This window comes from Methyloferula stellata AR4 (assembly GCF_000385335.1).
Taxonomy (GTDB): domain Bacteria; phylum Pseudomonadota; class Alphaproteobacteria; order Rhizobiales; family Beijerinckiaceae; genus Methyloferula; species Methyloferula stellata.
The window spans coordinates 2,635,305-2,657,448 of sequence record NZ_ARWA01000001.1; the positions used below are offsets into that span (position 1 = coordinate 2,635,305).

24 protein-coding genes are annotated in these 22,144 nt (G+C 59.3%); 15 read left to right on the plus strand and 9 right to left on the minus strand.

The features are described 5' to 3' along the window. Positions 1-61: 61 nt before the first annotated feature. Positions 62-1,792 (minus strand): ABC transporter permease, encoded by a 1,731-nt coding sequence (locus A3OQ_RS0112940; protein ID WP_020175821.1) that lies wholly within the window; start codon positions 1,790-1,792, stop codon positions 62-64. A 273-nt stretch (positions 1,793-2,065) separates the two neighbouring features. Here A3OQ_RS0112940 and A3OQ_RS0112945 point away from each other — a divergent pair, with 273 nt between their 5' ends. Beyond that, the gene (locus A3OQ_RS0112945) at positions 2,066-2,824 is read left to right on the plus strand and encodes a glycoside hydrolase family 25 protein (protein ID WP_020175822.1); all 759 of its coding nucleotides are present in this window, start codon (positions 2,066-2,068) and stop codon (positions 2,822-2,824) included. Positions 2,825-2,859: 35 nt separating this feature from the next. Here the strand turns inward: A3OQ_RS0112945 and A3OQ_RS0112950 are convergent, their stop codons facing one another. Then, positions 2,860-3,306 carry a MarR family winged helix-turn-helix transcriptional regulator gene (locus tag A3OQ_RS0112950; protein WP_020175823.1) on the minus strand — a complete coding sequence of 149 codons (447 nt, stop codon included), beginning with the start codon at positions 3,304-3,306 and terminating at the stop codon, positions 2,860-2,862. A 128-nt stretch (positions 3,307-3,434) separates the two neighbouring features. Here A3OQ_RS0112950 and A3OQ_RS0112955 point away from each other — a divergent pair, with 128 nt between their 5' ends. Continuing rightward, on the plus strand, positions 3,435-4,220 hold the full coding sequence (locus A3OQ_RS0112955) for a VOC family protein (protein ID WP_020175824.1): 786 nt from the start codon (positions 3,435-3,437) through the stop codon (positions 4,218-4,220). A gap of 127 nt (positions 4,221-4,347) precedes the next feature. On the opposite strand, the gene A3OQ_RS0112960 is transcribed toward A3OQ_RS0112955, so the two are convergent. Both A3OQ_RS0112960 and exaC read right to left on the minus strand, forming a co-directional pair. Beyond that, positions 4,348-4,749, minus strand: a complete 402-nt coding sequence (locus A3OQ_RS0112960; RefSeq protein ID WP_020175825.1) for a DUF779 domain-containing protein — start codon at positions 4,747-4,749, stop codon at positions 4,348-4,350. A gap of 192 nt (positions 4,750-4,941) precedes the next feature. Next, complete coding sequence (gene exaC, locus A3OQ_RS0112965; RefSeq protein ID WP_020175826.1) at positions 4,942-6,462, minus strand: acetaldehyde dehydrogenase ExaC; 1,521 nt, start codon at positions 6,460-6,462, stop codon at positions 4,942-4,944. Between the two features lie 305 nt (positions 6,463-6,767). Here exaC and A3OQ_RS0112975 point away from each other — a divergent pair, with 305 nt between their 5' ends. Further along, a complete protein-coding gene (locus A3OQ_RS0112975) occupies positions 6,768-8,246 on the plus strand; it encodes a putative sulfate exporter family transporter (RefSeq protein ID WP_020175828.1) in 1,479 nt (492 codons plus the stop codon). A gap of 139 nt (positions 8,247-8,385) precedes the next feature. After that, on the plus strand, positions 8,386-8,535 hold the full coding sequence (locus tag A3OQ_RS24885) for a hypothetical protein (protein WP_020175829.1): 150 nt from the start codon (positions 8,386-8,388) through the stop codon (positions 8,533-8,535). A gap of 122 nt (positions 8,536-8,657) precedes the next feature. On the opposite strand, the gene A3OQ_RS0112985 is transcribed toward A3OQ_RS24885, so the two are convergent. Next, complete coding sequence (locus A3OQ_RS0112985; RefSeq protein WP_020175830.1) at positions 8,658-9,608, minus strand: aldo/keto reductase family protein; 951 nt, start codon at positions 9,606-9,608, stop codon at positions 8,658-8,660. 202 nt (positions 9,609-9,810) lie between these two features. Between A3OQ_RS0112985 and A3OQ_RS0112990 the strand changes: the two genes are divergently transcribed. The 5 genes from A3OQ_RS0112990 to A3OQ_RS0113015 all read left to right on the plus strand — a co-directional run bounded on the left by A3OQ_RS0112990 (position 9,811) and on the right by A3OQ_RS0113015 (position 14,644). After that, positions 9,811-10,830, plus strand: coding sequence for an alcohol dehydrogenase (locus A3OQ_RS0112990; RefSeq protein WP_020175831.1), 1,020 nt, complete (start codon positions 9,811-9,813; stop codon positions 10,828-10,830). 42 nt (positions 10,831-10,872) lie between these two features. After that, a complete protein-coding gene (locus A3OQ_RS0112995; protein WP_020175832.1) occupies positions 10,873-11,550 on the plus strand; it encodes a methyltransferase family protein in 678 nt (225 codons plus the stop codon). A 109-nt stretch (positions 11,551-11,659) separates the two neighbouring features. Beyond that, positions 11,660-12,791 (plus strand): peptide chain release factor 2 gene (prfB, locus tag A3OQ_RS0113005; protein ID WP_152428433.1). Its coding sequence is split into 2 segments (ribosomal slippage): positions 11,660-11,728 and positions 11,730-12,791, totalling 1,131 coding nucleotides; the frame shifts between segments, so codons are not numbered across the junction. Positions 12,792-12,837: 46 nt separating this feature from the next. Then, a complete protein-coding gene (locus tag A3OQ_RS0113010; RefSeq protein ID WP_020175835.1) occupies positions 12,838-13,674 on the plus strand; it encodes a rhomboid family intramembrane serine protease in 837 nt (278 codons plus the stop codon). A 538-nt stretch (positions 13,675-14,212) separates the two neighbouring features. Further along, positions 14,213-14,644, plus strand: coding sequence for a CBS domain-containing protein (locus A3OQ_RS0113015; protein WP_020175836.1), 432 nt, complete (start codon positions 14,213-14,215; stop codon positions 14,642-14,644). 74 nt (positions 14,645-14,718) lie between these two features. Here A3OQ_RS0113015 and A3OQ_RS0113020 read toward each other — a convergent pair whose 3' ends face one another. From A3OQ_RS0113020 to folE, 3 genes are all read right to left on the minus strand, one after another. Beyond that, positions 14,719-15,741, minus strand: coding sequence for a patatin-like phospholipase family protein (locus A3OQ_RS0113020; protein WP_020175837.1), 1,023 nt, complete (start codon positions 15,739-15,741; stop codon positions 14,719-14,721). 162 nt (positions 15,742-15,903) lie between these two features. Then, positions 15,904-16,311 carry a phosphoribosyl-AMP cyclohydrolase gene (hisI, locus tag A3OQ_RS0113030; protein WP_020175839.1) on the minus strand — a complete coding sequence of 136 codons (408 nt, stop codon included), beginning with the start codon at positions 16,309-16,311 and terminating at the stop codon, positions 15,904-15,906. Between the two features lie 165 nt (positions 16,312-16,476). Then, a complete protein-coding gene (gene folE / locus A3OQ_RS0113035; protein ID WP_020175840.1) occupies positions 16,477-17,109 on the minus strand; it encodes a GTP cyclohydrolase I FolE in 633 nt (210 codons plus the stop codon). 211 nt (positions 17,110-17,320) lie between these two features. On the opposite strand from folE, the gene A3OQ_RS0113040 reads away from it, so the two are divergent. Beyond that, positions 17,321-17,779 (plus strand): iron-sulfur cluster assembly scaffold protein, encoded by a 459-nt coding sequence (locus A3OQ_RS0113040; RefSeq protein WP_020175841.1) that lies wholly within the window; start codon positions 17,321-17,323, stop codon positions 17,777-17,779. Between the two features lie 113 nt (positions 17,780-17,892). On the opposite strand, the gene A3OQ_RS22305 is transcribed toward A3OQ_RS0113040, so the two are convergent. Beyond that, positions 17,893-18,729 carry a MipA/OmpV family protein gene (locus tag A3OQ_RS22305; RefSeq protein ID WP_020175842.1) on the minus strand — a complete coding sequence of 279 codons (837 nt, stop codon included), beginning with the start codon at positions 18,727-18,729 and terminating at the stop codon, positions 17,893-17,895. Positions 18,730-18,884: 155 nt separating this feature from the next. Here A3OQ_RS22305 and yidD point away from each other — a divergent pair, with 155 nt between their 5' ends. The 5 genes from yidD to A3OQ_RS0113070 all read left to right on the plus strand — a co-directional run bounded on the left by yidD (position 18,885) and on the right by A3OQ_RS0113070 (position 21,838). Continuing rightward, on the plus strand, positions 18,885-19,244 hold the full coding sequence (gene yidD, locus A3OQ_RS22310; RefSeq protein WP_051116036.1) for a membrane protein insertion efficiency factor YidD: 360 nt from the start codon (positions 18,885-18,887) through the stop codon (positions 19,242-19,244). Positions 19,245-19,349: 105 nt separating this feature from the next. Then, positions 19,350-20,384 carry a sulfate ABC transporter substrate-binding protein gene (locus A3OQ_RS0113055; protein ID WP_020175844.1) on the plus strand — a complete coding sequence of 345 codons (1,035 nt, stop codon included), beginning with the start codon at positions 19,350-19,352 and terminating at the stop codon, positions 20,382-20,384. Between the two features lie 98 nt (positions 20,385-20,482). Further along, a complete protein-coding gene (locus A3OQ_RS0113060) occupies positions 20,483-21,082 on the plus strand; it encodes a nitroreductase family protein (protein WP_020175845.1) in 600 nt (199 codons plus the stop codon). A gap of 110 nt (positions 21,083-21,192) precedes the next feature. Next, positions 21,193-21,447: a hypothetical protein gene (locus A3OQ_RS0113065; protein WP_020175846.1), complete on the plus strand. Its 255-nt coding sequence runs from the start codon at positions 21,193-21,195 to the stop codon at positions 21,445-21,447. 124 nt (positions 21,448-21,571) lie between these two features. Next, positions 21,572-21,838 (plus strand): hypothetical protein, encoded by a 267-nt coding sequence (locus A3OQ_RS0113070; protein ID WP_152428434.1) that lies wholly within the window; start codon positions 21,572-21,574, stop codon positions 21,836-21,838. Positions 21,839-22,144 lie beyond the last annotated feature (306 nt).

The following is a 22,144-nucleotide window of genomic DNA, read 5'->3' on the forward strand; positions in this document are numbered from 1 at the left end:
GCGAGCTGCGCTCGCTCCTCAGGATGAGGGTTTGGAGTTGCACCCAATTGGGTCCGATGCTCTAATTGACGCTCAGCCTGCGCTCGGCCAGACCGAACAAAGGCCGCCACAAGAGGCGGTTGAACAAAGTGACGAAGACCGACATGATCGCGACGCCGAGAACGATTTTCGGAAAATCGCCGGCCGCGGTCGCCTCCGCTATATAGGAGCCGATGCCATGCGCCGTCACCGTGTCGTCACCCCATTTCACATATTCGGCGACGATCGCGGCGTTCCATGACCCGCCCGACGCGGTCAAGGCGCCGGTGACATAATAGGGAAAGATTCCGGGTAGGATCACATTCTTCCACCAGGCCCAGCCGGTGATTTTGAAATTCGACACGGCTTCGCGCAGATCGTTCGGGAAGGCCTGGGCGCCTGCGACGACGTTAAACAGAATATACCATTGCGTGCCGAAGACGATCAGGAAGCTCAGCCAAATATCCGGATTGAGCTTGAAGCGCAGGATCAAGACCACCGCGATCGGAAACACCACATTCGCCGGAAAGGCCGCGAGGAATTGCGCGAGCGGCTGGATCTTTTCGGCGAGCGCCGGGCGCAGGCCGACCCAGACGCCGACCGGAACCCAGACGAGCGAGGCGAGGAGGATCAAGAGGATCACCCGCAGCATCGTGAAGAACGTCAGGAGGATGCTCTGCCCCAAGTCGCTCCATTTGAGCGTCTGGCTGAGATAGCTGACGATCATCCAGAACGCGCCCGCCGCCACGGCCGCGATCACGGCAAGCCAAAGCGCGTCGATCAGTTTTGTCGTGCGGGAGTTTGCCGGCTGGCCCGAAGCGCGCAGCGGCAGCTCGAAACGCCAGAGCGCAACATTGCGCAATATGCCGCCCGGCCAATCTATCGTGGCGCGCAGCCAAGGCGAGCGCGTGAAAAGATCGATGACCCAGGATCTCTGCTGGGTCTGCGACATGGAGAGTTCAACACGGAAACGTCCGGCGAAGACGACGAGCGGCCGGAACAGGAACTGATCATAGGCCATGATCACGACGAACATGGTGATGACGGCCGCGATCACCGCGTCGATGCGCTTGTGTTCGATCGCGACCGCGAGATAGGAGCCGATGCCCGGCAATTTGATCGTCGTGTCGCCGACGGTAATCGCTTCCGATGCGACGACGAAGAACCAGCCGCCAGACATGGACATCATCATGTTCCAGATCAGGCTCGGCATGGCGAATGGCGTTTCGAGCTGCCAGAATTTCTGCCATCCGGAAAGACCGAAGCCGCGCGCCACTTCATTCAGATCTCGCGGGACGTTGCGCAAGGATTGGAAGAAGGAAAAGGCCATGTTCCAGGCCTGGCTTGTGAAGATCGCAAAAATTGCGGCGCATTCGGCGCCAAGCGTCGAGCCGGGAAAGAGGCCGAGAAAGAATGTCACGGTAAAGGACAGGAAGCCGAGGATCGGCACCGACTGCAGAATATCGAGAAGCGGGATGAGCACCATTTCAGCGCGCCGGCTTTTGGCGGCAAGCGTCGCATAGGTGAATGTGAAGATGAGCGAGGCGCCGATCGCCGCGAACATGCGCAAGGTCGTGCGCAACGCGTAATACGGCAGGTTCTCATATCCGAGCGAGATATCTGCCGCGGGCAGGGCAGCCAATGGCGCGTTGAGACCCCGCACCGCCTCCCCGATGGCCACGAAAGCGCCGAATATCAGCGCCATGGCCATCAGATCATATTGATTGGGAAGGGTCCGGCGGCCGAGCGAGGGGAAGGTCACAAATTTCGTCATAAATGCCGGTCAATAGCGGAAGCTGAACCCTGTCCATCACCGACTGCGATGACATTCAAGTGACGAAATCGCGCAGGCCCCGGTTTTGCCACAGAAGATGTGGATCAAGCGATTGCGGTGCCGGTCGCACGAGAAGCCGGTAGATTCTTGAATTCAGGCTCTATTTACCTTCTTTGCAAGGATAGCGGCTGGGCGCGGTATGGGAGGCAGGACTAGACCTCGGCGCTGCAGCTTGTTAACGAGGCGTTTCCAGGTGAACGATAATTTGAGCCCATGCCACGTTCGACCTTGACCGTTGCCGGCCGTCTTTTCTCGAGCCTCGCCGGGCTTTTCTTCACGGCTTTGGTAGCCGGCTGCGCCGGTGGCCCGAGCGTCACCGACCCTTTCCCACACCCTTCCGATTACGAGATCCACGGGATCGATGTTTCCAAATATCAGGGAAATATCGACTGGAACGCGGTGCACGACTCCGGCGTGCGCTTCGCCTGGATCAAGGCGACGGAAGGTGGTGATTACGCCGACGAAAAATTCCAGCAGAATTGGGAGGGCGCCAGGGCTGTCGGCATCCCGCGCGGCGCCTATCATTTCGCCTATTGGTGCCGTTCGGGCGAAGAGCAGGCCGCCTGGTTTCTGAGCCATGTGCCGAACGATCCCGACGCTCTGCCGCCGGTGCTCGACGTCGAATGGAACGCCCAGTCTAAGACCTGCCCGCATCATCCACCGCGCGAAGTCGCCATCGCTACGATGAAGACCATTTTGGTCGCGATGGAACGCGCCTATGGCAAACGCCCCATCATCTATACATCCGTCGATTTTCATCGCGATGTAATGGCCGGCGAGTTCACCGACTATCCGATCTGGGTGCGCAGCGTGAAATATTATCCCTCGGTCAAATATGGCGACCGAAAATGGCATTTCTGGCAGCACACGGCCGAAGGCAAGATCGCCGGCATCAGCGGCTATGTCGACCGCAATTGCTTCAACGGCACGGCCCGCGAATGGCAAGCCTGGCTGTCGAGCCTGCACGGGTAGTCTCAGGCCGCCCTTCGATCATCATCGTAAATCGTTCAGGACAGGGCTTGCAGATCGCGGCGGAGCCGATCCGGATCTTGGCTTGGAAGCAGAGCTTCGACGCTCATATGTTCGCGTTTCCAGATCGGCACGGCCTTCGACAATGCGGCGCGGCCGGCCGGTGTCAGCTTCAACAAGCGGCTGCGTTTGTCTTTCGGATCGACCAGGATTTCGATGAGGCCGCGCCGTTCGAGTGGTTTCAACGCCGCCGTCAAGGTCGTCCGGTCCATCGCGAGCAGCGCGGCGACGGAACTCATGCCGGGCGGGTTCGGGCGGTTCAGGGACATGAGAAGCGAGAATTGCCCGTTCGTCAGACCGACCGGGCGCAAGGCCTCATCGAAACGCCGTGCCATGGCACGCGCAGCGCGCTGCACATGCAAGCAGAGGCAGGCATCGCGGACATAAACTGTGGTCTCGAATGGAATCGTTACGATTTTTGACATGTCATAATTCTGTTGATATCAACCTATTTAGTCAAGGCGCAACCAAAGCGCCCAAGGGGTTTGCCGGCCGGACTAAGCAAAGGATCGCGCCAAACCCTATGCGCCATACATCTCAGGGGAGGGAAGCCATGGCCAATTTTTACGGCAAATTCGTCTGGTACGAGCTTATGACGACCGACATGAAAGCGGCGGAAGCTTTCTATCGCAATGTCGTCGGCTGGGGCGCGAAAGACGCGGGCTTGCCCAACCATGCCTATACGCTCTTCACGATCGGCGAGATGCCGACCGCAGGCATGATGGCGCTGCCGCCCGAGGCGCCCGCCGGCGCCCGGCCCGGATGGATCGGCTATGTGGCCGTCGATGACGTCGATGCGCGGGCCAAGGAAATCGCGGAGTCGGGCGGCGCCGTCTGCCACATGCCCACCGATATTCCGGGCATCGGCCGTTTCGCCGTCGTATCCGATCCGCAGAATGTGGTCTTTGCTTTGTTCAAGCCGGGAGAAGGTTCGCCGGGCGAGCCTCCGCCGCCATGGACGCCGGGACGCACTGGCTGGCACGAGCTGCATGCCGCCGATGGCCCCTCTGCCTTTGCTTATTATTCAAAACTCTTCGGATGGACCAAGGGCGATGCCTTGGACATGGGTCCGATGGGCGTCTATCAGATCTTCAACCATGATGGTGTCATGGCCGGAGGGATATTTACAAAGCCCTCCGCGGAGCCCGTGCCCTATTGGCTCTTCTATTTCAATGTCGCGGAGATCAATGCCGCGGTCGAACGCGTGAAGGCCGGCGGTGGCCAGATCCTCAATGGTCCGATGGAAGTGCCCGGCGGCAGCATGATTGTGCAATGTCTTGATCCGCAAGGTGCCATGTTCGCGCTGGTCGAACCGCGTGGCGGCCCGCAGAGCCATTAGGCGCTGCGCCTACCTTATTTGCGGGTCGCGCAGGGCTTGCGACCGGAGTTAGACTGCGATGCTGATCAATTGCGGTCAGCGCCCCCCATGAGCTCCGTCGGCGTCTGCCGGCGGAGTTTTTTGCTGTTTACACCGGCGTCTTGAGCGGCTGGCCTTCGCCGTCGAGGATAGGGGACTTGGACAGTTCCTGCACCTCGTCGTCGGTAAAGACACGGCTGCGGGTCAAAAAGCGCAAGTTCTCCGGCGTTTCGAGCGAAAAGCCGGAGCCGCGTCCCGGCACGACATCGATCAAAAGATGTGTGTGCTTCCAATATTCGAATTGCGTCCCGCCGATATAAAAAGGCTGGCCGCCGATTTCGCCGAGATAGACATCACTGCCACCGACTTTGAAATCGCCGCGCGGATAGCACATCGGCGCGGAACCGTCGCAACAGCCGGTCGATTGATGGAACATCAACGGCCCGTGCATGGCTTCGAGTTTGGCAATGAGCGCCAGCGCTGCCTCTGTCGCCTCGACTCGTTCGACCATGATGAGGGTTCCTTGTCAGTGACTAAACTCTCCGATGTCTCGGCTCACTCTATAACGCGTCATGCATAACGCGTCATGCCCGCGCTTGTCGCGGGCATCCACGTCTTGGGCCGGGTTTCATCTTTAAAACGTGGATGGCCGGGACAAGCCCGGCCATGACGATCCCTATTATCGCAGTTGCTCGCGAACCGCTCAGAAGAAGCCCAAAGCCTTGGGGCTGTAGCTGACCAGCAAGTTCTTCGTCTGCTGGTAGTGATCGAGCATCATCTTATGCGTCTCGCGCCCGATGCCGGACTGCTTATAGCCGCCGAAGGCCGCGTGCGAGGGATAGAGATGATAGCAATTGGTCCATACGCGGCCGGCTTGAATGCCGCGGCCCATGCGATAGGCGCGATTGATGTCGCGCGTCCAGACGCCGGCGCCCAGCCCGAACTGCGTATCATTGGCGATCGCGAGCGCTTCCTCCTGCGTCTCGAAGGTGGTGACTGCGAGAACCGGTCCAAAGATTTCTTCCTGGAAGACCCGCATCTTATTATGGCCTTCGAGAATGGTCGGTTTCACATAAAAGCCGTCGGCCAATTCGCCCGAAAGCCGGTTACGCTCGCCGCCGATCAGGACCTTGGCGCCTTCCTGCTTGCCGATGTCGATATAGGAGAGGATCTTCTCCATCTGATCGTTCGAAGCCTGGGCGCCGACCATCGTGTCTGAATCGAGCGGATGGCCTTGGATCATCTTGCCGACGCGGGCGATCGCCTTTTCCATGAACTTGTCATAGATCGACTTTTGCACCAGCGCGCGGCTGGGGCAGGTGCAGACTTCGCCCTGGTTGAGGCCGAACATGGCGAAACCTTCGAGCGCCTTGTCGAGGAAATCGTCGTCCTCGGCCATCACATCGGCGAAGAAGATGTTCGGCGACTTGCCACCGAGTTCGAGCGTCACCGGAATGATGTTTTCGGTCGCATATTGCATGATGAGACGGCCCGTTGTCGTCTCGCCGGTGAAGGCCACCTTGTTGATGCGCTTGTTTTGCGCGAGCGGCTTGCCGGCTTCGACGCCGAAACCATTGACGACATTGATGACGCCGGGCGGCAGAACGTCGGCGATCAGCTCCATGAGCACCATGATGCTCATCGGTGTCTGTTCCGCTGGCTTCATCACGACGCAATTGCCGGCGGCGATCGCGGGGGCGAGCTTCCAGGCGGCCATCAGCAGCGGGAAGTTCCAGGGAATGATCTGGCCGATGACGCCGAGCGGCTCATGGAAATGATAGGCGATCGTGTCGTGATCGATTTCCGAGAGGGAGCCTTCCTGCGCCAGGATACAGCCGGCGAAATAACGGAAGTGGTCTGCCACCAATGGGACGTCGGCGGCCGTCGTCTCGCGGATCGGCTTGCCATTGTCGAGCGTCTCGGCCATGGCCAAAATGGTCAGCCGGTCTTCGACGATATCGCCGATCTTGTTCAGAAGCTTGGCGCGCGTGGATGGTGACGTCTGCGCCCATTTCTCGCGCGCGGCATGCGCGGCGTCGAGCGCAAGCTCTATGTCCTCGGCGCTGGAGCGCGCGACCTGACAGATCGGCTTGCCGGAGATGGGACTGATATTATCGAAATATTGGCCCTTGACGGGGGGCACCCATTTACCGCCGATGAAATTGTCATAGCGTTCGCGAAGCGCGATCTGTGTCTTGAGGTCTTCGAGACTTTTGGCGAGCATGGACGTCCTCCCTGGTGAAGTTTTTCTTTATTTGAGCCCTCGCGTGTGGCGGCACAATGGCACTTTAGTCGCGGTCGAGCTTGAATAAGAAAAGCATGAAGCGGCTGTCGCGATGACGCCGCCGCCGACCGCGCAAACTTGGCATCGGTGCTGCTTGGCTCAATTGATCGGGATCAACCGTGTTCACGTTTCAATCCGGCCTTTTCGCTTTGCGGCCGGGAAGGTGGTCCTATATTTCTACTTGACTAGTAGACTAACTCATATAACGCTGGAAAGCGGTAATAGAATGCTGGGGCCACACGCCGATGACGGATACGACACAAACACAAAGCGTTGAAATTGAAGCGCCAAAGCCTCTCACGGAGGATTGGCTTGCGGCCGGTATCGGTCTTTTCATCGTCATTCTTGCCTTCATAGGCCTATCGGGCACCGATCTCCTCGGCTGGGCGGTGAACACCTCTGTTTGGACCGACCCAAGCGCGGCGCTCGCACCGGCATCGAAAGCCTTCGCCAGCCTCGGCGGTATTCCCGCGCTGCTTTTGACTTATATATCTTTGCTCGTGGTCCTGGGCCTCGGCGCCTTGATCACCGGGGCGAGTGTGGCGCGCTTCGCCGTCACCTTCACGGTGCTTTTCTTTCTCGCCTATGCAAGCTGGTTTATCGGCAACTATGCGCATTTCGCAGCGGTCACGCCGGCGGATTTGAAGAAATTCGACATCTCCTGGTCGCTCCGGCTCACCAATGAAGGCGGCTTCATCGTTGCGCTTCTCGCCGGTGTTGTGATCGCCAATTTCTTCCCGCGCTTCGCGGCATGGCTGAAGCCGGCCGTGCGGCCCGAGCTCTATATCAAAATAGCGATCGTGATTCTCGGCGCTTTCATCGCGGTGACGGCGGCAAGCAAGCTCAATTTTGCATCGTCGATCCTGCTGCGCGGCATAGCCGCGATCATCGAGGCCTATCTGATCTATTGGGCGGTGGTTTATTTCGTCGCGCGCAAATGGTTCGGCTTCTCGCGCGAATGGGCGGCGCCGCTCGCCTCCGGCATTTCGATCTGCGGTGTCGCGGCGGCCATTGCCACCGGTGGCGCGATCCGGGCGCGGCCGCAGGTGCCGATCCTCGTCTCTTCGCTCGTCGTGCTCTTCGCCATGGTCGAAGTGCTGATCCTGCCGTTCTTGGCCGAGCATTTTCTATGGCAGGACCCGCTCGTTGCCGCGGCCTGGATCGGCCTCGCGGTGAAAACCGACGGCGCGGCCGTCGCAGCCGGCGGCATCACGGAAGCTCTGGTCAATGCCAAGGCGGCGGTCGAAGGTGTGCGCTATGAGCCCGGCTGGATTCTGGCGACGACGACGACGATCAAAATCTTCATCGACATCTTCATCGGCATCTGGGCCTTCATCCTCGCCTATATCTGGACGAACCACATCAATGTGCGGCCGGGCCAAGCCAAAGCGAAGATCGGCGAAATCTGGGAGCGCTTTCCGAAGTTCATCATCGGCTTCGTCCTGACCTTCCTCGCGGCGTTTATCACCGCTCTCGTCGCCTCTCCGGCGACGGCCAAGGCGCTCACGCCGTCGATCGGCGAAGCCAATGTGTTCCGGGTGATTTTCTTCATCCTGACCTTCTTTTCGATCGGCGTTCTGTCCGATTTCCGCAAGCTTTGGGAAGACGGATTTGGCAAGCTCGCAGCCGTCTATCTCATCAGCCTGTTCGGCTTCGTGGTCTGGGTCGGGCTGTTTATTTCCTGGATCTTCTTCGGCGGCGTCCACCCGCCGCTGGCGAGCTAAGGTCGGACTTAAATCAACGAGCCGTCATTGCGAGGAGCGGAGCGACAAAGCAATCCATGCCATGGTCTGACTGGTCGCCCTGGATTGCTTCGCTTCGCTCGCAATGACGGTCCTCAATCAACAAACTATTGGAGACAGTATGGCATCCGATCTACGCGAGGAATTGAAGAAGGCGGAAGTTGAGCCTCTATTGCCGATCGAAAAGAAGTTGATCGGTTTCAGCCTTGGGCTCGGCATATTTTTGCTGGTCGTGCTGGCCGTTATCAATCACTTCCTGCCGGTGTCTTGACAGGCTTTTCGAGTGCGTCATGCGCGGACTTGATCCGCGCATCCAGGCACGAGGCTCAAGCGCAACGCCTGGATGGCCGGGTCAAGCCTGCTCGAGGCCGGCATAACGGCGGCGAGGGTGGTTCAGGGTTGCCGCACGGGGCGGATAATATCCTCGGCGAGCCCAAACAGTTCTGGCGTGACCCGCGCCTCCGAGGCGGCGGCGTTCTCCACGACCTGTTCCGGCCGCGACGCGCCAATGATCGCCGACGACACATTGGCCTTGCGCAGGACCCAGGCCAAGGCAAACTGAGGCAGGGTGAGGTCGGCGTCCTCGGCGATTTTCTTCAACCGTTCGACCGCTTCGAGCACGGGCGGTTGAAGCCAGGCTTGTGGGACCTGTCCGCCCATGGATGGGCTCGACGCGCGCGCGTCGGCGGGTGCGGGGGCCTGCGGCTTATATTTGCCGGTGAGCACGCCTTGCGCCAAAGGCGACCAGACGATCTGCGTCGCGCCATATTCGGCGGACAGATCGAAGATCTGGGATTCGGGATAGGGCCACAGCAGCGAATATTGCGGCTGGCTTGAAACGAAAGACGCGACGTCTTCCATCTCGCCCGCGGCTTCGATCTTATCGGCCGGCCATTCACTATAGCCTATGTAGCGGACCTTGCCCTTTTCGACGAGCTCGGTCAGCGCTTCCATCGTTTCTTCGAGCGGCACGTTCTCGTCATAGCGATGGCATTGATAGAGATCGACGTAATCGGTCTTGAGCCGCTTCAGGGAATCGTCGATCTGCTTCATGATCTGTGCACGCGAGAGACCCTGATCGGTGTCGCTCATGCGACCATAGACTTTGGTGCCGAGGATATAGGACTGCCTGTCGACGCCTGAGAGCGCTTCGCCGAGAAGTTCCTCCGCCGCGCCGCGCCCATAGACATTGGCGGTATCGAAGAAGTTGATTCCGACCTCTAGCGCCTTATGCACACAGGCGATCGCTTTTTCCTTCTCGATGCCGCCGGAATAGGTGAGCCAGGAGCCGAGCGAGATCGTCGAGACCTGCAGGTCGCTGTCGCCGAGCTGACGATATTTCAAATGCGGCTCCTGAATTAAGCTGCGGCACTCGTGCTTGGAGACGGGTCCTGCGGACCCTCCTCAGCATGAGGGCTTGGAGTGGTAGACCCTCATCCTGAGGAGCGCTTCGCAGGAGCGCGTCGCGAAGGATGGTGGTTGTGCCCTGTCGAGCGTGCTATCTGGCGGGCACCTCGAAATCAAGCTCGCACCAGCGGAGCAAGGAATGAGCCAAAAGATGCGGGCCGTGCAGATCGGCGCCAAGGGCAGCCCCCTGGAACTCGTCGAAAAGGACATGCCGGAGCCGGGTCCGGGGCAGGTGCGGGTCAAGGTCGAGGCCTGCGGTATCTGCCGCGGCGATAATGTCACCGTCGCGGGATTGTCGGCCTCGCTGCGCTATCCACGCGTGCCGGGCCACGAGATCGCAGGCACGATCGACGCGCTGGGGGCAGGCGTGACTGGCTGGACCAAAGGCCAGCGCGTCGGGCTCGGCTGGTTCGGCGGCCATTGCGGGGTCTGCGAGGCCTGCCGGCGCGGAGACTTCATCGCCTGCTCGAAGCTTGAGATTCCCGGCATCGCCTATGACGGCGGCTATGCCGAATATATGGTCGCGCCAATATCCAGCCTGGCCTCGATCCCGGACGATCTCGCCTCGGTCGACGCGGCGCCGCTGCTCTGCGCGGGCGTAACGACCTTCAATGCCCTGCGCCATTCGGGCGCGCGTGCCGGCAGCCTCGTCGCGGTGCAGGGCCTCGGCGGGCTCGGCCATCTCGGCGTGCAGTTTGCCGCCAAGCTCGGTTATGAGACCGTGGCGATCGCGCGCGGCAAGGAGAAAGAGCCCTTCGCGAAAAAGCTCGGCGCGAAGCATTATATCGACAGCGACAATGAGGACATTGCCGCGCGGTTGAAGGCGCTCGGCGGCGCGCAATTGGTGCTCTCGACCATTACCGATGCCAAGGCCATGAGCCGCACCATCGATGGGCTCGGATATGGCGGCAAGCTTTTGATCGTTGGCGTGGCGCGTGATCCCTTGGAGGTTACGCCCGGCCAATTGGTCGGCGGCCACAAATCGATCGAAGGCTGGTACAATGGGCAGGCCTCGGATTCGCAGGATACGCTCGCCTTCAGCGTCAATACCGGCGTGAAGCCGATGATCGAAACCATGCCGCTTGAGCGCGCCGCCGAGGCTTTCGCCAAAATGATGAGCGGGCAGGCGCGGTTCCGTATGGTTTTGACGATGGGGTAGGGCGCGTTACCGAATACCGTGACGTCTCATCGGGGATTCGAGATGAGCAAGCTCAATATCAAAGCCTTCGTCAGTCTCCTGATCCTCTTTTTGGTCATGGGGGCGCTGATCTTTATCCCAGCCGGAACGCTCTATTATTGGCAGGCGTGGGTCTTTCTCACCGTCTATGCCGCGGCCTCTGTCGCGATGATCCTGTATTTGTTCAAAGAGAATCGCGCGCTCCTGGAACGGCGGATGCGTGGCGGCCCATTGGCCGAGAAAGAGCCGGCTCAAAAGATCATCATGTCCATCACTTCAGCGGGATTTATCGGTCTCATCGTGATCCCGGCGCTCGACCATCGCTTCGGATGGTCTCATATGCCGCCCGCCGTGGCCCTCGCAGGCGACTGGCTTATCATTCTCGGCTATTTTGCAATCTATTTCGTGTTCAAGGAAAACACGTTTTCTTCCTCGACGATCGAGCTGGCGCCGGACCAGAAGGTGATCGACACCGGTCCTTACGCGCTTGTCCGGCATCCCATGTATGCGGGCGGGCTCGTTCTGCTTCTCGGCATTCCGATCGCGCTCGGGTCTTGGTGGGGCGTGCTCGTGATCGCCCTGATCATGCCCGCGCTGATCTGGCGGCTTTTAGACGAAGAAAAATTCTTGGAGCGAAACCTGCCGGGCTACGGGGGATACTTGGAAAAAGTGCGCTACCGCCTTATCCCACGCGTTTGGTAGCCCCAGTCTGCGGAGCTAGGTTTACAGGCGCGTCTCGGCCACCTATGTGTGGGGAGTGCCGCGCGTAACCCGCGCGATAGAAACACGACAGAAAAGAGAGTTGTCCATTATGCGCGCCGAAGCCGAAGCGCTCGTCGAAACGATCAAGCAATCCATGGGATTGCTGAGGAGGCATCTTTGACGTCGAGACCGCTACGCGCCGTCTCGCCGAACTGAATGCCAAAGTCGAAAATCCTGATCTCTGGAACGATGCCGATGCCGCGCAAAAGATCATGCGCGAACGCACCGAGCTCGAAGATCGCCTGGGCGCGCTCGCGCGCTTCGACGCCGAGCTTGAAGATGCCGTGACGCTCGTCGAACTGGGCGAAAGCGAGGGCGACACTGAGACCGAGCAGGAAGGCATTACACAGCTTAAAGCCTTGAAGGCCGAGGCCGAACGACGCCAAGTCGAGGCGCTGCTGTCGGGCGAGGTCGACGCCAACGATACCTATATCGAAGTCCATTCCGGCGCCGGCGGCACCGAGAGCTGCGATTGGGCGCGCATGCTGTTTCGGATGTATGCGCGCTGGGCCGAGCGGCATAAGTTCAAGGTCGAGATCGTCGAAGAGACGGCGGGCGACGAGGCCGGGATCAAATCCGCCACTTTGCTGGTCAAGGGCCATAATGCGCATGGCTGGGCGAAGACGGAATCGGGCGTGCACCGGCTGGTGCGCATCTCGCCTTTCGATTCGAATGCACGGCGGCATACGAGCTTCGCCTCGGTCTGGGTCTATCCGGTCATCGACGATCGGATCGAAATCGACGTGAAGGAATCTGACTGCCGGATCGATACCTATCGCTCGTCCGGCGCGGGCGGCCAGCACATCAATACGACCGACTCCGCGGTCCGGATCACCCATCTTCCGACCGGCATCGTGGTTGCCTGTCAGGGCGAGCGGTCGCAGCATAAGAACAAGGCGACGGCCTGGAACATGCTGCGTGCGCGGCTTTACGAGCGCGAGATGGCGATCCGCGAAGCGGCCGCCAGCGCCACCGAGGCGTCGAAGACGGAGATCGGCTGGGGCCATCAGATCCGCTCTTACGTGCTGCAACCCTATCAGCTCGTGAAGGATCTGCGGACAGGCTACACATCGGGTACGCCGGGCGAGGTGCTCGACGGCGAACTCGACGATTTCATGGAGGCGACTCTGGCGCAGAAGGCCTATGGCGGCGGACCCGTCAGTGTCGAGGACGTGGAATAATCTCGCTAAAGAGTCTAGCCTTCGATTCCAAAGCACGGCGGTAAAGATGAACCGGCTAGACATCAAGCGTCCCGAACGCGAACGCATCTTCAACATGCCGGGCGTCGTGGTAGCTCTCATCGCCGTCTTGCTGGCGATCCACGGGTTGCGCGGTCTGCTGACGCCGGAACAGGACCTCGACATCCTTCAGCGCTTTGCCTTCGTGCCGGGGCGTTTCACCTTCGCCTTCGATCCGGACAAGGTTTCGCAGGCCTATAACGAACTCGCCAAAGCCAGCCCGTTGCGGGCCGAGATCGCGCGTTACTTTTTGGGCGACGGCGACGTGCAATGGTGGACGCCTCTCACCTATGCTTTTCTGCATGGCAATTGGATGCATGTCGGGTTGAATTGCCTATGGTTCGCGGCTTTCGGCGCGGCCGTCGCACGGCGTCTCACGACGTGGCGTTTCATGCTCTTCTTCGTCGTGACCGCCGTCGCCGGCGCGCTGATGCATTTCCTGACGCATATGACGGCGCTTGAACCGGTGATCGGCGCCTCGGCCGTCGTCTCCGGTACGATGGCAGCCGTCACGCGCTTTGCCTTCCAGCCGGGCGCTCCGCTCGGCGAGACGCTTGGCTTCGGGGTCAGGCATGGAGAGCCAAGCACCTATCAGCTACCGGCACCGCCTCTGCGCGAAGTTCTGACCGACCGCCGCGCTTTGACCTTTCTCGGTATCTGGTTTTTGATCAATTTTATTTTCGGGGTTTTCTCGGTGCCGCTCGGCGCAGGCAGCGTAGAGAACGCGCAGATTGCCTGGGAGGCCCATATCGGCGGATTTCTCGCGGGCTTTTTTCTGTTTCCCTGGTTTGATCCAACGCCGGCGGCTCCGAAGCCCGAGTCTTGAATTAAAACGGAAGCCCGATCCAGGCGGCGGCGGACCAGCACGCCGGTTAATCCCATCAGGCTCAGGCTCGCGCCATCCTTGACGGCGAAGGCGACCGGATCGTCGTCGAGCTCTCCTCGGCCGCCTCGAAAGCAGGCTTTCGAGGCCTGGCAGAAACGCGGCATCGAAAAGCCTGATGGGCAGGCCCGCCGCCGCCAACAAAAATAAATGAATCACGCCTTGCGGCATTGCCCGGGAATCTCTCCGAAATTCGCGGCCCGAACTTAGCGGTTCGACCTTAATCTCCGCTCAGCGCCAATTTGGAAAAACGGGGCTATTGCCGAAATGATCAGCAGGCACCTGCTCTTGCCGCAAGTGCGAGGGCATTCGCAGTGCGTCAGAGCCGGTGAACTTATCCCAGTATTGTTTAATCTTACGCGCCCGAAGCCCAACCTAAAGAGGGAAAGTGCACTGTTGCGTCCTGCTCAAATCGCAGGCATGCTTGCGTCATGTTGCAGCACCCTAATGTGGGATGCGAATTTAATCGGAGGAGGCGAGCATGACCGTCGCGCGGATTCTCGCGGTGAAAGGGACGGAGGTTGTCACCACACAGCCGCATAGGACTTTAAAAGAGGTCGCCGAGCTTCTGGCCACGCGCGATATTGGTGCGATCGTGGTCGCCGATATCCAGGGCAGCGTGCTCGGCATATTGTCGGAACGCGATATCGTCAGGGCCATCGGCCATCGTGGTGCCGAAGCGCTGGGCGACGCCGTCTCCACGCATATGACATCCAAGGTCGTGACGACGACCGACGATGAAAGTATTCATGCAACGATGGAAAAGATGAACCTTGGGCGGTTCCGGCATCTGCCGGTGATGAGGAACGGCAAGCTCGGCGGCATTCTCTCGATCGGAGATGTGGTCAAATATCGTCTGGCCGAAATGGAGCACGAACATTCGGCCATGCGCGAATATATCGCTTCGGCCTGAAGCATGATCCCGAAAAGTTGCAGACTTTTCGGATCAAGATCATGCGTCGAACAAAGGCTTCGAGCGGCCGTGCTCTACAGGCTGTTGTCGCCGAGCGGCATGAGGGTGATGTTGTCGCGAATGTCCGGCATTGCGCGGCGGGCCGCCTCGCGGCCGATCGCGATCAATTCGTCGGCGCGATGAAAATCGAAAAGGCCCACGGCGCCGAGACGCGCATTGATCATCACGTCGGGCGGATCGCCGGCTAGACGCGAGCGCGAAATGCGCCCTTGCGTGATGTTGAATGCGTCGATCATCGCATTGGCTATGCCTGGGGCGCCGTCGTGTCTGCGTCCGAAATGCCGATGAAGATTGCCGCGCATGCCGTTGAGGAAGCGGTTTTTGCGCTCGGGTTCGGGCTGCACGTCAAGCTCAGGTTCGGGCGGCGCTTTGTTCAATATTCCATGATCGCTGATGACGGTGCCGCGAAAGGCCGGATCGCTGATCAGATTGACCGCTATCACCATTTCCGCGCCGAGTGCGCGGCAAACCGTGACCGGAACGGGATTGACCAAAGCGCCGTCGAAAAGCCAGCGTCCGCCAATCGGGACAGGCTCGAAAATACCGGGCAGCGCATAAGACGCCCGGATCGCTTGAACGAGATCGCCTTTGCTGAGCCAAATTTCATGGCCGGTCGAGACCTCCGTCGCGACGGCTGCAAAGACTGTCGACAGATGTTCGATTCTCTTGCCGACGAGTTCCTGATCGAGGCGTGTCTTCAGGCGTCCTCCGCCGAGGAGCCCAATGCCCGAGAGGCTGAAATCCATCAGGCCGAAGACGCGTTTCTTGGTGAGGCTTCGGGCGAAGGATTCGAGCGCCTCGAGTCGGCCCGCCGCCGCACAGCCGCCAACGACCGCGCCGATCGATGTCCCTGCGATGATGTCTGGAACAATGCCTTGGTTCGCGAGCTCCAGGATGACGCCAATATGCGACCAGCCGCGTGCCGCGCCGGCACCCAGTGCAAGGCCCAGCCGCGGCCGGTGCTCTCTTTGGGGCCCGAGCGGAATCGTGCCGTTCCCGCCGGCCGTATTCTGGGGTTTTTGTGTATGTATGGACATCGCATCCGCGTCTCGAAGCGCATCGCTCCGGTTTTCTAGATTGTTGCGTAGGGCGGCATATCAATCCGTCTCGGCGCATTTTTGAGCCGATTAAGCTTATATTCCGTTGCTGCTTGTTTCGTGTTGCCATCGATGTGTTCGATGGCCAATGCACGGCTGGTTTTAGGACTCGAAAACGAGTCTGGCGCCGCCGTCGCCTGCGACGATCTTGCGATAGAAGCAGGAACGCCGTCCCGTGTGACAAGCGCCGCCGTCGCCACCTGGTTCCACCGACATCAAAAGCGCGTCCTGATCACAATCGACGCGGATCTCGACCACTTTTTGAACCTGCCCCGACGTGTCGCCTTTGCGCCATAAGCTTTGGCGTGAGCGTGACCAATAATGCGCCGTGCCGGTTTCAAGCGTGAGCTTCAGAGCTTCCGCATTCATATAAGCCAGCATCAAAATGCTGTTATCCTTCACGTCGACGGTCACGCAGACGACGAGCCCGTCCTTATCGAAGCGCGGCGTCAGCACGTCGCCTTCCTCGAGTTCGGCCTTGGTCCCCGGCGGTGGAAAAGCGTCCGCCATGGCGGATGTCCTCTCAAAGCATGATCCCAAAAGCTGCAGACTTTCGAAAAAGATCACGCGCTAAAAATGAAGCGGCGCGGATGTCAAAAACGCATCCGCGGCCGGACTAGGTTTATACCTAAGCCGGCCGCGAAAAATGCATAGAAAGACGGTGAGCGCGCCTCGTTATTTTCCGCGCACAAGCGTTAGAAAGCGGATCTGCTCAGCCGGATCGTCGCGGAAAATGCCGGTGAACTGCGTCGTCGTCGTTTTCGCGCCTTGCTTCTGCACGCCCCGGATCGACATGCACATATGCTCGGCTTCGAGCATGACGGCGCAGCCGCGCGGTTTCATGAAGATGTCGATCGCGCCGATAATCTGCGCCGTTAGGGCCTCCTGCGTCTGCAGGCGCTTGGCGTAGATATCGACGAGCCGTGCCAGTTTCGACAGGCCGACGACGCCGTCCTCACCGGGATAATAGGCTATATGCGCGTGACCGAAGAACGGCACCATATGGTGCTCGCAATGCGACGAGAACGGTATATCGCGGATGAGGACCATGTCGTCATAACCGTGGACCTCTTCGAACATGCGCGCGAGAACGTCGGACGCATCCTCTTTGTAGCCGGCGAAAAACTCTTCATAGGCTTTCACGACACGCTTGGGCGTATCACGCAGGCCCTCGCGCGCCGGATTGTCGCCGGCCCAGCGCAAAAGAACTTCGACGGCGGCTTCCGCCTCTTCGCGTGTCGGGCGCTTGACGGGGTTTTTGTCTTGGGTTTGCGTGCGTTCGAGCAAGGACTTAACCACGGCATCCATGTGGTGCCTCCAAAAGTTTCAATCTTCGTCCATTGGGAGTGCTTCGCAGACGGGGGACACCGGACGGACGTTTGGCCGGTGAAATAGAATCGCGCCTCGAAATTTGCCAGATCTCGTTCGCCAAGCCCCGCCTTCCTATATAATATATGTAGGTGCCCGTCACCGGGGCACAATGTTCCAGGGCTGGCGCATCGAGGCTTCGTAATCGATCATGCTCACCAATATATACAATGAACATATCCTCGACCTTGCCGCGAATATCCCGCGGCAGGGTCGTCTCGAAGTTCCGGATGCCTCTGCCAAGGCGCATTCCAAACTGTGCGGCTCGACGATTATCGTCGATCTCGTGATGCGGGACGGCAAAGTCGTCGATTTCGCCCATGATGTGAAAGCCTGCGCCCTGAGTCAGGCCGCCGCATCAATCATGGCACGCAATATCATCGGCTCGACCGCTCCGGAGCTGCGTGAATTGCGTGACAAGATGCGTGCCATGTTGAAGGAGAACGGGCCGCCGCCGGACGGCAAATGGGCGGAAATGGCGGTGCTCGAGCCGGTTCGCGACTTCAAGCCGAGGCACACGTCGACGCTTTTGACTTTTGAGGCGACCGTCGATGCCCTCAATCAGATCGAGGCAAAGGCCTCGGCCAACCCGGCTGCGAAGGCGGGCTGAGCGCAGCAAGCTTAGCTGGAAGACCAAAAAAGCCGCAGGGCGCGGCTTTGATGGGCAGTTAAGCTTGGCTTTTACGCTCCGAGACTGGCCATTAGGGCCAGCCTTTCAAGTGTCTAGAATCCGAGGATGCCCAGACCGCCCCACGCAAATGTGTAATTGATCGTGGCGCCGCCTTTGAACTCATCCTTTGAGCCGAGCCTATTCGGGATCGGGCTCGCGCCGGCGTCGCCGATCAGCCTGTTGTAGCCACCGTAACCGATCACATTCCAAGACCGATTGAAATCATATCGGGCCTGCAGGACGCCGCCGACAGTATCCAAGCCGCCCGATGCAGAATAGGGTGTGACCCTTCCGTTCAGCGCGGCTTCAATGGGATTCACCGAGAAATAGGCGGCCATGAAGGGCGTGTCGCCATAGCCCAAGCGCGGGCCCGCCGAGAATGTCCAGGGGCCGGTACGATAGACGCCATCGATCGACAGATTGGCTTCAAGACCCTTATTGCCGTTGACGGCTTGAGTGACTTCGAGATGCGCCCGGATGACATTGGCGAACCAATATTCGACAAAACCGCCGAGCTCGGCTGACCAGCCGACGTTATGCATGCCGAAGAAAGCGCCGTTCCCGTCGCTCAATCCACGGCGCGAAATGTAACGCGCAACCGGGCCTGCTTTGAACGGGCCGTAGTCGAAGAGGTCCAGGGTGAAACCGTCATCCAATGCGATGAAAGGCGCAGGCTCGTTGGAATGCCAGCGCGTAATCTGGCCCAACGGAACCGCGGTATAGGTTTTGGATCCAGGAAATTGGTTCTGGACGCCGGCGCCGACGCCGAGCGTCAGAAGCCATTCGTCCGGGACGACAACTGGGGGCCGAGGGGTGAGATCGGCGGCTAAGGCCGATCCGCTGAGCAAGGCCGCCGCGGCAGTCGCGAAGAAAAGAGATTGTATACGCAAGGCAGCCCCGCATCCTGTTTGAGTCTTATAATTTCAACGTGCAGTGTGAACCCGTCGCCCCATAATCGCGAGTGCATATATGCAACACACGCGAAGCAAATCGCGGTGAGCATATGCGTGAAATTACGCAGGGAAAGTTAAGAGGTATTGTGGTCATGTCTTTGGCTCGCGAAAAGCGCATTCGTCCTATGCGGCTGGCAGCCCATTGGCTCATCCGCGCCTATCAATTGAGCCTGTCCCTCGTCCTTGGCCGGCATTGCCGGCACTTGCCGACCTGTTCGTCCTATATGGACGAAGCGATCACGACGCACGGCCTTTGGGCTGGCGGCTGGATGGGCTTTGCAAGACTTTGCCGCTGCCATCCTTGGGGAACGGAAGGTTTCGACCCGGTGCCGGCCGTTTTGCCCGAACGCGCGCACTGGGGGCGTCCGTGGCGTTATGGGTCCTGGCGTGGGCCGCTCATATGCGAGCCCTGCGCTCCGGCATCCTCCCCATTTGATGCTGCAGATCATTGATTTCATGTCTGAACGAGCAGCTATGCCGCAGCTGTTTCATCCCGCTCTATATTGACAGTCTAGTATTTCTATAGAAAGTGTAATTACTTTCTTGGAGATAATGTCGTGTCGAGATTTGGGACCCTCCGCCGCAGCCTTGATCTGGCTTTTTTTGCGCTGGCTTTTTTGACCATCGTTTTCACAACGGTTTTCGCGCATGCCGCCACGAGCCTGCTGAATGTTTCCTACGATCCGACTCGCGAACTCTATCGCGCGATCAACGAAGCTTTCATCGCCGATTGGAAGAAGAAAACCGGCGAAGACATCAACATCCGGACGTCGCATGGCGGCTCTGGCGCGCAAGCCCGCGCGGTGATCGACGGGCTCGGCGCCGACGTCGTCACTTTGGCGCTGGCTGCCGATATCGATGCCATCGCGGCCAAAACGGGCAAGATTCCTGCCGATTGGCAAAAGCGTCTGCCGAATAATTCGACGCCCTATACGTCCACCATCGTCTTTGCCGTGCGCAAGGGCAATCCAAAGGGCATCAAGGACTGGGACGATCTCGTCAAACCGGGAGTCGCGGTGATCTCGCCCAATCCCAAAACCTCCGGTGGGGCGCGCTGGAATTATCTGGCGGCTTGGGCCTATGCCGCCAAAAAATTCAATGGCGACGAGGGCAAGATCAAGGAGTTCATTGCCGCGCTCTATAAAAACGTTCCGGTTCTCGACACGGGTGCGCGCGGCGCGACGATTAGCTTCGCGCAACGCGGTCTAGGCGACGTTCTCGTCGCTTGGGAAAACGACGCCTATCTGCTCAGCGAGGAGTTCGGAAAGGACAAGTTCGAAATCATCACGCCGTCGATCTCGATCCTGGCCGAGCCGCCGGTCGCCTTGGTCGACGGCAATGCCGACGCGGACGGCAACCGCAAATTGGCTGAGGCCTATCTCGCATTCCTCTATACGCCCCAGGCGCAAGCGATCATTGCCAAGAACTTCTATCGCCCGACGATTCCAGAGTCCGCTGCGCCGGAGGACATCGCGCGCTTCCACAAGATCGATCTCGTCACGATCGACAAGGATTTTGGCGGCTGGGCCAAGGCGCAGGCGACGCATTTCGCCGATGGCGGGATCTTTGATCAAATCTACAAGTCCCGCTAAATCCTCTCAGCGTCGACATGCGTTTAGGAAGCTTGCCGGTTTAAAATTCGGCCAGTCCGGCTAAGTTGCGGCCGCTATCTCTTCCGAAAGCCTTAACCATGACCGAAGCAAACGGGCGCAAAGCCGATCACCAAATCGATCCGATCTTTCTCGAACGATGGTCGCCGCGCGCCTTTACAGGAGACTCCATTTCGGAAGCCGACCTGTTCCGGCTTTTCGAAGCGGCGCGTTGGGCGCCGTCCACCTATAATTCGCAGCCCTGGCGGTTCTGCTATGCGCGGCGGGAGACGCCGGCCTTCGATAAATTTCTGGGCCTTTTGTCGGAGACCAATCAGAGCTGGACCAAGAACGCGGCGGCTCTTGTTTTCGTCGTCTCGAAGAAGAGCTTCACGCCGGCCGGGCAGCAGGCGCCGATCGATTCCTATAGCCATTCCTTCGACACAGGCGCGGCGTGGGCCTCATTGGCCTTCCAGGGTTTGAAAATGGGCTGGGCGACGCATGGCATGGGCGGCTTCGACCATGCCCGTGCTCCGGGCGAACTGAACCTGCCCGAAGGACATCGCGTGGAAATGGCTATGGCGATCGGGCGGAAAGCCGACAAAAGCGTACTTCCGGAAGCCTTGCAGGCGCGGGAAAAACCAAGCGCCCGCAATCCCCTCACGCAATTGATTTTCGAGGGTGGCTTTCCGCGAGGGTGAGCCGGTCCGCGGGCTGCCTTCCACGGACGTGCCAATTTGTCGCGATTTCTGTGGAAGTCTCTGATCTCTTCGATTATTCTGACACGGCATCGCACCACAGGGAGGATGCCATGCCTGAGAAACAGAAGCCCACGTCGGAAATCGTCAAAAAAGCTGCGCACTTCCTCAAACATCCCGAAGCCGCAACTTTGACCGATATCAAGTCCATGGCTGCGAGACTCATGGACGATCAGCGCAATGATCCGATGGCGCATAAGGCCACCGCGATCAAACCCAAGATGAAGATCGCTGCGCCTGCGCCTACGAAAGCATCGGCGCCCGTAAAGGAACCCGCAAAAGCGGTAAAAAAATCCAAGGCTGCTTAAGACCACTCCGGCTCCGCATCGGCCGAAGACGCAGGATGCGGAGTCCATCATCTCGCAAGGATGATCGCGCCTGCATTGAACCGACCGGCATCTTCCCCGCCTTCATCGATCGAGGGAGCGACCCATGATGTACCGCATCGAATTCGTCCATAATCGCAATGTTTTTTTCGCCTTTTCCTTTGGCTCGGACGATCGGCGCGATGCGCTGCAAGACATTGCCCGCAACATCATTCGCGGCTATTTCGGCGACAGCAAAGAGCCGCGTCCCGTCGAACCGCATCCAGTCATCGCCGATCTCATTCAGATCAAGGACGAGAGCGATGCCAAGGTCGCAAGCTGGTCGCTTCGGCAGGAATTCATCGAGAGACGAAAAGAATACGCCAAGAGCTGAGGCGGCTTAAGTCCTAAGACTCTCGTTTCTAGCGTAGCCCTATTGGGGTATTGAATTGCCTCATGCGATGCCGCGCGTCCTCGCGCTTTCAACTGGCGCATGATTTCGCAAATGCCCAGGATTTGGATCGATCATTCACTCAAAAGCTTAAAGCGTAATCCTCAGTTCGGTCGCCATGATCGCGGCTTGCGGCTCCTTCAGATTTTTTTCGTTGACTGCCGGGGCCGTGCCAGCTTGATAGAGCGTACACGCTGCGTTTTTAAACACGACCTATTGCCGGTAGAAATGTGATTGGAGACCATGGCG